This is a genomic window from Microbacterium sp. SORGH_AS_0505, from assembly GCF_030818715.1.
GTDB lineage: Bacteria > Actinomycetota > Actinomycetes > Actinomycetales > Microbacteriaceae > Microbacterium.
This window is the reverse complement of the sequence record NZ_JAUTAT010000001.1, coordinates 1,192,303-1,204,794: the sequence shown is the minus strand read 5'-3', so window position 1 is coordinate 1,204,794 and position 12,492 is coordinate 1,192,303. Positions and strand designations below refer to the sequence as shown.

Here is a 12,492-nt window from a genome sequence, read left to right as displayed (position 1 = left end):
CGGCGCCCGAGCGGGGTTGGGGAGGAGGGGTGGTCCGGGTTCGCGAGGCGGGTCGGGCTCGCGTGGCGGGTCGGGTCGGGTTCGCGAGACTGCACCCGCGCGACGAGACTGCATCCGCGCGACGAGGGTGCGGCGCGCGAGCGCAGTCTCGATGCGGACGTGCAGTCTCGGGGCGGGACGGGGGCGAGGGGCGGGACGGGCGCGAGCGGGGCGGCGGCCCGCGGCGCGGGCGAGCGGCGCGGCGGGCGCGCTGCGGCCGTGCGAGGCGGTTCGGCCGCGAGACTCCACTCGCGCGACGAGGATGCGGCGCGGGCACGCAGTCTCGATGCGGGCGTGCAGTCTCGCCGCCGGCGGGGGGCGGGGGGCGGGCGCCGTCAGCACCACTTCTCGGCGAGCGTGCCGATGACGTTCGCGTTCCGATTCGTCGCCACGCCCAGCAGTTTCGCCGCGCCCAGCGGGTCGACCGTGCCGTCCTGATAGCCGGGCTGCAGCAGCGCGTGCGCCGCGCGCCCCCGCACCACCATCCGCCCGCGACCATCGTCGCGCGCCTCGATCTCGGCGATCCGCTCCGGGGTCAACTCGTCCTTCAACAGGTAGACGTAGTGCCGGGCGAGCCCTGGATTCGCCTCGGCCAGCTCACGCGTCTGCCGAGCGACCTCGCGGAACTCCGCGGCGGAGTAGACGATCGACGGCACCTCGAAACCCCGGTCGGCGAGGAACGCGTCCTCGAGCGTGCGCTCGATCCGCTCGCGCGAGCGCATCCGCGACGCGAACCGCACGTTCCCGGTGTTGATGTGCGTCTCGACGTCCTCGAAACCCACACCCCCGACCACCCGGCGGATGTCCTCCTTCGGGAAGACGCGCTTCGCGCCGAGATTGATCGCCCGCAGGAACGCCAGGTACGTCGTCATCCGCCCAGTCTGCCCGCACCGGCCGACACCCACGAGGGAGCAGGATGAAGACATGAACGAGCTCACGCTCTGGCTCCGCGACCAACCGTCCCTCACCGGAACCCCGCCGCCGCTCGACCTCTCCGATCTCCCCGCTGACCCCCACGACCTCTTCGACGCCTGGATCCGCGCCGCCGCCGATGCCGACATCGCCGAAGTGCGTGCCGCGACGCTCGCGACGGCGGATGCCGGTGGCCGCCCGGACGCGCGGACCCTCATCCTGAAGGGTGTCAGCGCCGATGGGTGGGAGTTCGCCGGCCCGCGATCCTCTGCGAAGGGACGCCAGCTCGCCGACAACCCCGCCGCTGCGCTCAACTTCTGGTGGCAGCCCGTCATGCGCGCCGTCCGCGTCCGCGGCACCGTGCACGAGGCGACAGTCGAGGAGAGCGCTGCCGACTTCGTGGGGCGCCCCGCATCCGCCGACGCGGCGCCGTCCGACTGGGTGCTCTGGCGCCTCATCCCCGACCGCATCGAGTTCTGGCAGGGTTCAGCCGACCGCCTCCACACCCGCATCGTCTACACGCGCGACAGCGACGACTGGGGCCACGAGAGCTGAGGCCCGCGGCCGCGAGGCATTCGTCGACGGATGCCTCGGGGTCGACACGTCACCGCCACGACGTGGCGCGGCCGACCGGTCGCGCAGGATTGCCCGCGACGATCGCTCCGGGGGCGACGTCGCGAGTCACGACGGCACCGGCTGCGACGATCGCGCCGTCACCGATCGTGACGCCCTTCAGGATGATGGCGCGTGCTCCGATGAGCACGTGACGGCCAATGCTGATCGGCGCGGAGCGCACGTGGCGTCGTCCGTCCTCGAACTCGATGTCGTGGAAGTCCGTGTCCATGATCTCGACGTCCCACGACAGTTCGGCGCCCTCGTGCAGTGTGACGCCGGTTTCGACATTGATCGTGTTGCGCGCGCCGACGGCCGCTCCCAGCATCACCGTGAGCCGAGCCCCGGACCCGACGTGGATCCGCGCACGCCTGCGGATGATCGCTCCCGGACGCAGATCGTAGGTGCCACGCCCGGCCATCTTGACGCCGGGCTGCAGCTTGACCCCATGGTGCCCCCGCGCCGAGGCGCGCAGCCTGTTCATGATCTTCTTCAGTACGCGCATGATGTCCCCTCGATCGCGCGGAATCGCCCCGTCGCGATTATGACGTCGCGAGCCGATCCGCGCGAGTACGCGCACAGACCGAGCCGAAGCCTAGAGCCGCACGACCTCGGTCACCCGCACGACCGCGGCGCCCTCGTCGACGGATGCCTCCAGGTCGACCTCCGCGCGGATACGCCAATCGTGGTCGCCGGCCGGGTCGTCGATGATCTGCTCCACACGCCAGACACCCTCGGATGCCGAGGTCTCGTCGATGACGCACAGCGCGGGACTGCGCGCCGCACCGCCCGTCAGGATCTCGTCGTGGTCGTCGAAGTAGCGGTCGAGGACGTCGGGCCAGGCGGCATCCGGATCCAATTCGACCAGCGCATCGTCGTTCTGGAGCGCAGCGAGCTGCACCCGGCGGAACATCTCGTTGCGCACCAGCACGACGAACGCGCGCCGGTTCGCGATGATCGACGGCGGCGCGGGCGGAACGACCGGCGCCTCGGGATCGTCGGCGGGGTTGATGAGTGCGTTCCACTCGTCGACGAGGCTCGAGTCGACCTGGCGCACCAGCTCGCCGAGCCACTCGATCAGATCCAGCAACTCGTCGGTGCGGGCCTCGGCCGGAACCGTCTGCCGGATCGCGCGATAGGCATCGGACAGGTACCGCAGCACCAGGCCCTCGCTTCGGCCCAACTGGTAGAACGACACGAACTCGCCGAACGACATCGCCCGCTCGAACATGTCGCGGACGACCGATTTCGGCGACAGCTCGAAGTCGCGCACCCATGGCTGGCTCGACGCGAACGTCTCGTACGCCTGCGCCAGGAGCTCCGCGAGCGGCTTCGGCCACGTCACCGCCTCGAGCAGCTCCATCCGCTCGTCGTACTCGATGCCGTCGCGCTTCATCGCCGCGACCGCCTCGCCACGCGCCTTGAACTCCTGCTGCGAGAGGATCGCGCGCGGATCGTCGAGCGTCGACTCGATCACGCTCACGACATCGAGCGCGTAGTGACCGCTGCCGGTCTCGCTGTCGTCCGGGGACAGCAGCTCGATCGCGGCGAGCGCGAACGGCGACAGCGGCTGGTTCAGCGCGAAGTTCGGCTGCAGATCGACGGTGAGACGGATGCCGTCGGCATCGGCCTCGACGATGTCCGCCGCCACGAGGGTCCGGAACAGCGCGATCGCCCGGCGGGCGAGCTCGTACTGCCGCGCCTTCGGTTCGTGGTTGTCGAAGACCAGCGAGCGGACGTTCGCGAAGACGTCGCCGCCGCGACCGATGACGTTGATGAGCATCGCCGCGGTCAGCTTCAGCTGCGGCGACAGCGGCTCGGGCTCGGCGGCGACGAGGCGCTCGAACGAGCCCTCGCCCCAGTTCACGACGCCGGTCGGCGCCTTCTTGCGGACGATCTTCTTGCGCTTGGCGGCATCGTCCCCCGCCTTCGCGAGTGCGACGGCGTTCTCGATCTCCCACTCGGGCGCCATCACGACGACGCTGCCGTGCGTGTCGAAGCCGGCCCGCCCCGCGCGGCCGGCGATCTGGTGGAACTCCCGCGCCGACAGCTGGCGCATCTTCGTGCCGTCGTACTTCGACAGCGCGGTGATCAGCACCGTGCGGATAGGCACGTTGATGCCGACGCCGAGGGTGTCGGTGCCGCAGATGACGCGGAGCAGCCCGCGCTGCGCGAGCGTCTCGACCAGCCGGCGGTAGCGCGGCAGCATCCCGGCATGGTGCACGCCGATTCCCGCGCGGACGAGCCGCGACAGCGTCTTGCCGAACCCCGTCGTGAAGCGGAACCCGCCGATCGCCTCGGCGATCGCGTCGCGCTGCTCGCGCGTCGTGATCTTGACGCTCGACAGCGCCTGCGCCCGCTCGAGCGCCGCTGCCTGCGAGAAGTGGACGATGTAGACCGGCGTCTCGCGATTTTCGAGTAGCCCCTCGACCACCTCGTGCACGGGCCGCCGGGCGTAGGAGTAGTCGAGCGGCACCGGGCGCTCGACACCCGCGATGTGCGCGACGGCGCGGCCCGTGCGTCGCTCGAGGTCGCTCTTGATCGCCGAGACGTCGCCGAGGGTCGCCGACATCAGCAGGAACTGCGCTCCCGGGAGGAGCAGCAGCGGCACCTGCCACGCCCATCCGCGATCGGGGTCGCCGTAGTAGTGGAACTCGTCCATCACGACCTGGTCGATCTCGGCGTCAGGACCGAGGCGCAGCGCGACGTTCGCCAGGATCTCGGCGGTGCAGCAGATGATCGGCGCGTCGGGGTTCACCGACGAATCGCCCGTGACCATGCCCACGGCATCCGGTCCGAAGATGTCGACGAGCGCGAAGAACTTCTCGCTGACGAGGGCTTTGATCGGAGCCGTGTAGTACGTGCGGCCGCCGCGGGCGAGGGATGCCGCGTGTGCCGCGACGGCGACGAGCGACTTGCCCGTGCCGGTCGGCGTCGCGAGGATCACGTGCGACCCGGACGCGAGCTCGAGCACCGCCTCGTCCTGCGCGGGGTACAGCTCGATGCCGCGCTCGATCGTCCACTCGAGGAAGCCCTCGTAGACGGCGTCGGGGGTCGACCCCGCCGGAATGCGGTCCCGGAGCGTCGAGGTCATCCCTCGAGTCTGCCCCACCGGCGGCGAGACGGGCGTGCCCAGTGAAGGCTTGATCGGCTCCGACCGCCCGGAACGGGTGCGAGCGCGCGTCTCAACCTGCACTCGGCACGCGTCAGGGCATGTTCGCCTTCGCCGCGAGCACGCGCGCCGCCGCGGCGTCGACCTGCGCGGCGAACTGCGGGTCCGCGGTCGCCTTCGCGAGCACCGCGTCGTACATCGCCGGGAACACCGACGGATCCGCCGAGACGAGCACCACGTCGACGCCGGCGGAGATCGCCTGCACGGCGCGATCGGCGGGCGACCAGGCCGAGACGGCGACGGCTGCGGAGAGGTCGTCTGAGAACACCACACCGTCGAAGCCGACCTCGCTCCGCAGGAGCCCGACGACCTTCGGAGAGAACACGGCCGGCGTGGATCCGTCGATCCGGTCGTAGATCGCCGACGAGACCATCACCGCGCTCGGCCCCGCCTCGGTGAGCGACCGGTAGACGCCGACGTCCGGACCGTCCGGCGTCACCGTCGTGTCGACCACGTCGGCCGTGGTGTCGGTGTTCGCGGACACGTGGCCGAGGCCCGGGAAGTGCTTGAACGTGGGAAGGATGCCGGTATCCCGCATCCCTTCCGCGAAGGCGCCCGCCTTGCCTGCGACGGTCGACGCGTCGTAGCCGTACTGCCGGCCGTACCCGCCGATCGGCGGATTGTCGAAGCGCGTCGCCTTGCTCGTGACGATGTCGGCGACGGGGGCGAGGTCGAGGTTCACCCCCGCCTCGGCCAGCTCACGCCCCCACGCCTCGGCCTTCTCCTGCAGCTGATCCGACGGCAGGTCTGCCTGACGGATGCCGTACGGCATCGCCCCGAACCCCGGCCCCCGCAGCACCTGGACCTCGCCGCCCTCCTGATCGGTCGCGACCCAGAGCGGCAGGTCGCGCTCGGCGAGCGACGTGAAGCGCGACACGACGCCCGCCGTGGCCGCCACCCCGCCCGTCGACCGCCCGCTCAGGAAGACGCCGCCGGCGTACCGGTCGCGGACGGCGGCGAGGGTCGTCGGCGATGCGGCGGTCGCGGGAGTTCCGACCATGAAGAGCTGGCCGACACGCTGCTCGAGCGAGAGCGCGTCGACCGGCTCAGGGGTGGAAGAAGGTGACGCGGAGGGCGATGCGGGGGGAGCGGATGCCGAGGGTGACGCCACCGGCGACGCTGAGGCGGTCGGCGACGAGGCGGGCGGCGCAGGAGACGCCGTCGGCGACGCGGCACACCCCGCGAGGAGCGACGCGGCTATCACCGTGACGAGAGCGGACCATCTCCACGACCGACGCACAGCGACATTCTGCGCCTGCTCCGGCCGTTGTGGGCCGGGCTCGGCGTTCCGTATTCGGTCTCGTCGGCAACTCACAAGGACGCGACGCCCCGGGCTTCCGCAGGTCCACCCGTCACGGGTCGCCACCAGAGACTGAATACCGAACGGGCAAACCGCGCGCCTCAGCTGCGCCCCGGGGTGTGCAGCCTCGCGAGGTAGGCGCCCGCGCGCACGGGTGCGCCGGCGCGATCGGTGAGCGAGACGACGACCGTGACGGCGGTCGCGAGCGGGATGGTCCACGCGGCGGGCTGCGCCAGCAGCGGAGCGGCGATGCCGACCCCGCCGACCGCCGCGTGCACGAGGAACGCGAGCCCGCACGCGACCGCGCCGGTCACCATGCCCGCCACCGCGCCGCGGGCCGTCAGCCGCGACCACCAGATCGACAGCAGCAGGACGGGCGACAGAGCGGATGCCGCGAACACGAACACGGCGCCGACCGAGGCCACGAGTCCCGCCGGCTGGGTCAGCAGGGCGATCGCGAGCGGAACGAGGGCGACGAGCAGGGCGGACAGCCGGAACGAGCGGACGGACCCGCTGAACACGTCCTGGCTGATGACGCCGGCGAGCGAGACCGTGAGTCCCGCCGACGTCGCGAGGAAGGCGGCGAAGGCTCCGGCGACCACGAGGGCGGTGAGCAGTTCCCCGACGAACCCGGGGAAGACCCGTGCGGGCAGGACGAGTGCGACGGTGTCGGCGACGCCCGGTCGGGCGAGATCGGGCGCCACGATCCGCGCGAGCAGACCGATGACGCTCGAGACGGCGTAGAAGACGCTCACCATGACGATGACGAGGACCGTCGTCCGCCGCGCCGAACCGCCGGTCGGGCTCGTGTAGAACCGCACGGGGACGTGCGGCAGTCCCATCGTGCCGAGCAGGAGTGCCAGCAGCAACGAGCCCGCCGCGTAGGCGTCGAGCCCCGAGGGCCCTGCATCGGCGGGGAAGACGACGAGCGGATCGATCTCTCTCGCTCCCCCTCCGACCGCGAAGGCGATGAGGACGGCCGGCACGAGCAGGGCGGTGAGCTTCAGCCAGTACTGGAACGCCTGCACGTACGTGATCGCCCGCATCCCGCCGGCTGCGGCCGCCGCCGCGACCAGCACCGCCACGAGCACGGCGCCCACCCACGGCGGGATCTCGGCGACGACCTGCAGCGTGATCCCGGCGCCGTGCAGCTGCGGCACGATGTACAGCCATCCGATCAGGAGGCACGCGACGCTCGTCACCCGTCGCGCCCGTCTCGATTCCAGTCGCGCGTCGATGAAGTCGGGGATCGTGTACGCGCCGCTACGTCGCAGCGGTGCGGCGACGAACAGCAGGACGAGCAGGTACCCGGCCGCGTACCCGATCGGGAACCAGAAGCCCTCCGACCCGCTCAGCAGCACGAGTCCCGACAGCCCGAGGAAGGTCCCGGCCGAGAGGTACTCCCCGCTGATCGCCGAGGCGTTCCACACCGGCCTCACGGTCCGGGATGCCACGAAGAAGTCACCCGTGGTCCGCGAGACGCGCAGCCCGTAGACCCCGATGAGGGTCGTCGCGCCGACGACGAGCGCGACGGCCACGAGGTCGAGGACGGCGTTCACCGCTCGTCCTCGTCGCGGAGCGCGCGGTAGCGCCGCTCGTTGCGGTTCGCCCCGCGCACGTAGAGGATCGCGAAGCCCGCGATCGCGGGGTAGAACCCGAACGCGTGCAGCAGCCACGACAGCGGCACGCCGAACCACACGATCTCATCGAGTTCCGGGATGAGCGTGAGGGCGCCGTAGAGGACGAGCACCACCACGACGAAGCCGAACAGCGTGCCGAGCGCGAGGCGCAATTGCGACCGCCGCAGCGCCCGCGCGTATGCCGCCTCGACGTCGTCGACGGGCGCCCCCGGCAGGGCGATGCCGCGCGTGGGTGCGCCGGGCTTGCCGGCGCCCGCCGAGACGCGAACGCGGTCCGCGCTCACCGCGCCGCCGGCCTCACGCGCCGGTCCGTCCGAGCAGGGCCTCGCGCACGAGCGGCACGAACCGGCGACTGACGGGGAGCGCGGTGTCCCCGACCCACACGGCGGGTTCGGCACCCGAGAGGCGGACTTCGGTGACGGATGCCGCCCGCACGAGGAACGAGCGATGGATCCGGACGAAACCGGCATCCGCCCACCGCGTCTCGAGCTCCGAGATCGGGATGCGCACGAGGTGCCCCGCGTCGCCGTCGGTCTGCAGACGCGTGTAGTCGCCCTCCGCCCGCACCCAGCGGACGTCGCGACGGTGGACGAAGCGGACGGTTGACCCGACCGTGACGGGCAGGACCTCGTCGCCGTCCGCCGGCGGCTCTGTTACGACGATCCGGTCGACGGCGCGGCGCAGGCGATCCGCACGTACCGGCTTGAGCAGGTAGTCGAGGGCCCTCAGCTCGAACGCATCGACCGCGTGCGCATCGTCCGCGGTGACGAACACGATCGCCGGCGGCTGCGCCAGCGCTGCCAGGGCGGCGGCGAGGTCGAGGCCCGACAGCCCCGGCATGTGGATGTCGAGGAAGGCGGCGGCGACCGCGCGCTCGGTGAGCAGCCGCAGCGCCTCGGCGCCGGATGAGGCGGTGATCACCTCGCCTATCCGCTCGTCCGCGCGCAAGAGGAAGGCGAGCTCGTCGAGCGCCGGCTTCTCGTCGTCGGCGACGAGGACGTCGATCATGGCGGTCACCTCAGCCCTGCCGAATCGTGATGCGGTTGCGACTTCGGCACGCGCATCCGCACCAGGGTACCGGCGCCCGTGTTCGTCTCGACGACGAGCCCGCCCTCGGCGCCGTAGAGCTGCCGCAGCCGGGTGTCGACGTTCCGGAGTCCCACGTTCGCCGCATCGCCGGTGCGGGCCAGGAGCGCATGAAGCTCGTCGGGATCCATGCCCGCGCCATCGTCTTCGACCGTGATCTCGGTGTGGGTGGCGGCATCCTCCGACGCGATGAGGATCGTCCCGCCGCCCTCCCCCGGCTCGAGCCCGTGCCGCACGGCGTTCTCGACGAGCGGCTGCACCGAAAGGAACGGGATGACGGTGGCCAGCGTCTCGGGCGAGATCCGCAGCGTCACGGTGAGGCGGTCGCCGAAGCGCGCCCGCTCGAGTTCGAGGTACGAGTGGATGCTGCGGAGCTCCTCCGCGAGCGTGGTGAACTCGCCCTGGCGTCGGAACGAGTAGCGCGTGAAGTCGGCGAACTCCAGCACCAGCTCGCGTGCGCGCGGCGGATCGGTCGTGATGAACGAGGCGATCGCGGTCAGCGCGTTGTAGATGAAGTGCGGCGAGATCTGCTGCCGGAGCGGGCGCAGGTCGGCTTCGGCGAGCGCGGCGCGCGAGGCATCCAGCTCCCCGAGCGTCGCCTGCGCGGCGCACCACTCCGCGACCTCTCCCGCGGCGCGGACGAGGGCGGCCCGCACGGGGGCGGCGAAGGCGACGAGCACGCCCGCGACGGCGCCGTCCACGCGGATGGGCGCGCCGACGGCCTCGAGGCCATCACCGCCCTCGGCGCGGGGGAAGACGCGGCGCTTGCCGGTCTCCGCGACCTGGGCCGCGATGCGGCGGGCCGCGGCATCCAATCCCTCGGACTGGCCGTCGCGCGCGACGATCACGTCGCCGACCACCAGCACGACCGCCGCGCTGCCGAGCACGGCGCGCAGGTGGCGGGCCGCGCGCGCGACATCGGGGGTCGCGAGCCCGCCGCGCAGGTAGGGGGCTGCGAGGCTCGCCTGGTGGAGGGCGCGGTAGGTGGCCTCCTCGGCCTCGCTGCCGAGCGCTCCCGCCCCGCGCGCGTAGCGGCGGGCGAGCAGCAGCAGGGCGGAGAGCACGATGCCGCCGACCACGCCGAGCAGAGCGGCGAGGACGACGGCATCGGTCATGCGATGAGCCTAGATCGCGGGCGTCAGCAGCAGCGGGCGCCCGGGTTGCGGTCCTGGTCGTCCATCTTCTGACGCCAGAACTGCCGCTCGGTCATGGGCTCCTCGTCGGGATGCACCCGACGCTGATGCGCGACGTACGTCGCGTAGGCCGTGTCGCCCATGAGGGTCGTCATGTACCAGCGGATGCCGCGGCCCGTCCGCAGCACGAGGTCGAGCATCGCCCGCATCGGCGAGACCGCGGCATCCATCCGTGTACTCATGTCAGTGCCTGTTCGCTGCGCGCTCGTCGGCGAGGATCGGCTCCCACTGCTTCTCGAGCTCGCGCTCGGAGGCGGTGCCGATGAGCCCGGCGGGGGCGAAGCGGCGCGAGGGCACCGGCTCGTCCTCGTGGTTCTCGCCGCCGCCGCGGCGGATCGCGGCGATCGTGACGATCACCGAGGCGATGATCACGATGATGGCGAGGACGACGAACACGATCGACAGGGTGCCCTGCACGAAGGTGTTGCGGATGACGGCCTCCATGACCGCCGGCTCGCCGAGTTCGGTGTTCCCCTGTGCCAGCGCGTCGCGGTAGCGGAAGTGGTTCGACCAGTATCCGATCGCCGGGTTCGGCGAGAAGATCTTGTAGGCCGAGGCGGTGATCGTCACGACGGCCGCGAACGCGAGCGGCAGGGCCACGATCCACAGCCACCGCACGTACGTCGGGCCGCGCTTCGCGATGATCGCGAGGACCACGGCGAGCGCGATCGCGGCGAGCAGCTGGTTGGCGATGCCGAACAGCGGGAAGAACGTGTTGATACCGCCGAGCGGGTCGGTGACGCCGAGGATGAGGATCGCTCCCCAGCCGGCGACCATGATCGCGGTCGTGATCCAGACGCCGGGACGCCACGACACGTCGCGGAACTTGGGGACCCAGTGGCCGATCGAGTCCTGCAGCATGAACCGCGCGACGCGGGTTCCGGCATCCACCGCCGTGAGGATGAACAGCGCCTCGAACATGATCGCGAAGTGGTACCAGAAGGCCATCATCGCGGGGCCGCCGAGGGCCTGCTGCATGATGTGCGCGAGGCCGAGCGCGAGCGTCGGGGCACCACCGGTGCGCGAGACGATCGATTCTTCGCCGACCGCCGCCGCCGTGCTCGTGAGCATCTCGGGGGTGAGGTTCACCCCCGTGATGCCGAGCGAGTTGACGAAAGCCACGGCACCCTCCACGGTGCCCATGGTCGACGCCGCCGACGCGTTCATCGCGTAGTAGATGCCCTGGTCGATCGAGATGGCGGCGACGAGGGCCATGATCGCGACGAAGGACTCCATGATCATGCCGCCGTACCCGATGAAGCGCGTCTGGCGCTCCTTCTCGACGAGCTTGGGGGTCGTGCCCGAGGCGATGAGCGCGTGGAAGCCCGAGAGGGCACCGCACGCGATCGTCACGAACAGGAAGGGGAAGAGGGGCCCTGCGAAGACCGGCCCGGTGCCCTCGAGGGCGAAGTCGGTGACGGCGGGAACGGTGATCTCGGGGCGGACGAGGACGATCGCGCCGGCGAGCATCACGATGACGCCGATCTTCATGAACGTCGAGAGGTAGTCGCGGGGGGCGAGCAGCAGCCAGACGGGGAGGACGGCGGCGATGAAGCCGTAGATGATGATGCCCCAGGCGATGACGCTGCGGTCGAGGTGCAGGAACTCCTGGCCCCATGCGGTCTCGGCGACCCAGCCGCCGGCGACGATCGCGCCGATGAGCAGGACGAAGCCGATGATCGAGACCTCGGTGACCTTGCCGGGGCGGAGGTACCGCAGGTACAGGCCCATGAAGAGGGCGATCGGGATCGTCATCGACACCGAGAAGACGCCCCACGGGCTCTCGCCGAGCGCGTTGACGACGACGAGGGCGAGGATCGCGACGATGATCAGCATGATCAGCAGCGACGCGACGATCGCGGCGGTGCCGCCGATCTTGCCGAGCTCCTGGCGAGCCATCTGACCGATCGTGCGGCCGCCGCGGCGCATCGAGAAGAAGAGCACCGTGTAGTCCTGGACAGCACCGGCGAGCACGACGCCGACGATGATCCAGATGGTGCCGGGGAGGAAGCCCATCTGCGCCGCGAGCACAGGACCGACGAGGGGACCCGCGCCGGCGATGGCGGCGAAGTGGTGGCCGTAGAGGACGCGACGGTCGGTCGGGACGTAATCCTTCCCGTCCTGCTTGACCTCGGCGGGGGTGGCTCGACGGTCGTCGGGGCGCAGCAGGTGCTTCTCGATGACCTTCGAGTAGAACCGGTAGCCGATCAGGTACGTCGCGACCGCGGCGAACACGAACCAGATCGCGTTGACGGTCTCACCACGGACGATGGCGAGCATCGTCCAGCCGAGACCACCGGCGAGGGCGACAAGCGCCCAGACCACGATCTTCAGCGGCGTCCAGCGGCCGTCTCTGGTCTTCTGCTCCTCGGTGAGGGCGACGGGGGGAAGGGAGGGATCGGGTTCGAGCGTGGCGGCCTTGCCACGGCGCGACGGTGCAGACATGGGCGACTCCTTCGGGCGCGTCTTTGCGTACACGTCAGGGTAAGAAGACGGATGCCGCCTCCCCCGGCTCGCTCGGAGGGTGCTGCGACGAGC

The 12,492-nt window shown here is 71.1% G+C and carries 11 protein-coding genes; 1 reads left to right on the top strand and 10 read right to left on the bottom strand.

What is annotated here, in order from left to right; genetic code table 11:
* Positions 1–374 precede the first annotated feature (374 nt).
* On the bottom strand, positions 375–911 hold the full coding sequence (locus tag QE428_RS06015) for a DUF1697 domain-containing protein (protein ID WP_307466948.1): 537 nt from the start codon (positions 909–911) through the stop codon (positions 375–377).
* Positions 912–963: 52 nt separating this feature from the next.
* Between QE428_RS06015 and QE428_RS06010 the strand changes: the two genes are divergently transcribed.
* Positions 964–1,506, top strand: a complete 543-nt coding sequence (locus QE428_RS06010; RefSeq protein WP_307466944.1) for a pyridoxal 5'-phosphate synthase — start codon at positions 964–966, stop codon at positions 1,504–1,506.
* A gap of 49 nt (positions 1,507–1,555) precedes the next feature.
* Here QE428_RS06010 and QE428_RS06005 read toward each other — a convergent pair whose 3' ends face one another.
* The 9 genes from QE428_RS06005 to QE428_RS05965 all read right to left on the bottom strand — a co-directional run bounded on the left by QE428_RS06005 (position 1,556) and on the right by QE428_RS05965 (position 12,399).
* Complete coding sequence (locus QE428_RS06005) at positions 1,556–2,068, bottom strand: DapH/DapD/GlmU-related protein (protein ID WP_307466939.1); 513 nt, start codon at positions 2,066–2,068, stop codon at positions 1,556–1,558.
* A 90-nt stretch (positions 2,069–2,158) separates the two neighbouring features.
* Positions 2,159–4,657, bottom strand: a complete 2,499-nt coding sequence (locus tag QE428_RS06000; protein ID WP_307466936.1) for an RNA helicase — start codon at positions 4,655–4,657, stop codon at positions 2,159–2,161.
* A gap of 112 nt (positions 4,658–4,769) precedes the next feature.
* Positions 4,770–5,936, bottom strand: coding sequence for a glycoside hydrolase family 3 N-terminal domain-containing protein (locus tag QE428_RS05995; protein WP_373457716.1), 1,167 nt, complete (start codon positions 5,934–5,936; stop codon positions 4,770–4,772).
* Positions 5,937–6,136: 200 nt separating this feature from the next.
* Positions 6,137–7,594, bottom strand: a complete 1,458-nt coding sequence (locus QE428_RS05990; RefSeq protein ID WP_307466932.1) for a cation acetate symporter — start codon at positions 7,592–7,594, stop codon at positions 6,137–6,139.
* The gene (locus tag QE428_RS05985; RefSeq protein ID WP_091358504.1) at positions 7,591–7,959 is read right to left on the bottom strand and encodes a heavy metal transporter; all 369 of its coding nucleotides are present in this window, start codon (positions 7,957–7,959) and stop codon (positions 7,591–7,593) included. Before QE428_RS05985 ends, QE428_RS05990 begins: the two co-directional genes overlap by 4 nt.
* 13 nt (positions 7,960–7,972) lie before the next feature.
* Positions 7,973–8,683 carry a LytTR family DNA-binding domain-containing protein gene (locus QE428_RS05980; RefSeq protein ID WP_307466929.1) on the bottom strand — a complete coding sequence of 237 codons (711 nt, stop codon included), beginning with the start codon at positions 8,681–8,683 and terminating at the stop codon, positions 7,973–7,975.
* A 5-nt stretch (positions 8,684–8,688) separates the two neighbouring features.
* Positions 8,689–9,876, bottom strand: coding sequence for a sensor histidine kinase (locus tag QE428_RS05975; RefSeq protein ID WP_307466926.1), 1,188 nt, complete (start codon positions 9,874–9,876; stop codon positions 8,689–8,691).
* 23 nt (positions 9,877–9,899) lie between these two features.
* Complete coding sequence (locus QE428_RS05970; RefSeq protein WP_231916510.1) at positions 9,900–10,136, bottom strand: YbdD/YjiX family protein; 237 nt, start codon at positions 10,134–10,136, stop codon at positions 9,900–9,902.
* Position 10,137: 1 nt separating this feature from the next.
* Positions 10,138–12,399: a carbon starvation CstA family protein gene (locus tag QE428_RS05965; RefSeq protein ID WP_307466922.1), complete on the bottom strand. Its 2,262-nt coding sequence runs from the start codon at positions 12,397–12,399 to the stop codon at positions 10,138–10,140.
* Positions 12,400–12,492: the final 93 nt, after the last annotated feature.

Coding starts and splice junctions, on each gene's coding strand:
- QE428_RS05980 (WP_307466929.1), bottom strand. CDS start 8,683: ATGATCGACGTCCTCGTCGCCGACGACGAGAAGCCGGCGCTCGACGAG.
- QE428_RS05970 (WP_231916510.1), bottom strand. CDS start 10,136: ATGAGTACACGGATGGATGCCGCGGTCTCGCCGATGCGGGCGATGCTC.
- QE428_RS05975 (WP_307466926.1), bottom strand. CDS start 9,876: ATGACCGATGCCGTCGTCCTCGCCGCTCTGCTCGGCGTGGTCGGCGGC.
- QE428_RS06000 (WP_307466936.1), bottom strand. CDS start 4,657: ATGACCTCGACGCTCCGGGACCGCATTCCGGCGGGGTCGACCCCCGAC.
- QE428_RS06010 (WP_307466944.1), top strand. CDS start 964: ATGAACGAGCTCACGCTCTGGCTCCGCGACCAACCGTCCCTCACCGGA.
- QE428_RS06005 (WP_307466939.1), bottom strand. CDS start 2,068: ATGCGCGTACTGAAGAAGATCATGAACAGGCTGCGCGCCTCGGCGCGG.
- QE428_RS05965 (WP_307466922.1), bottom strand. CDS start 12,399: ATGTCTGCACCGTCGCGCCGTGGCAAGGCCGCCACGCTCGAACCCGAT.
- QE428_RS06015 (WP_307466948.1), bottom strand. CDS start 911: ATGACGACGTACCTGGCGTTCCTGCGGGCGATCAATCTCGGCGCGAAG.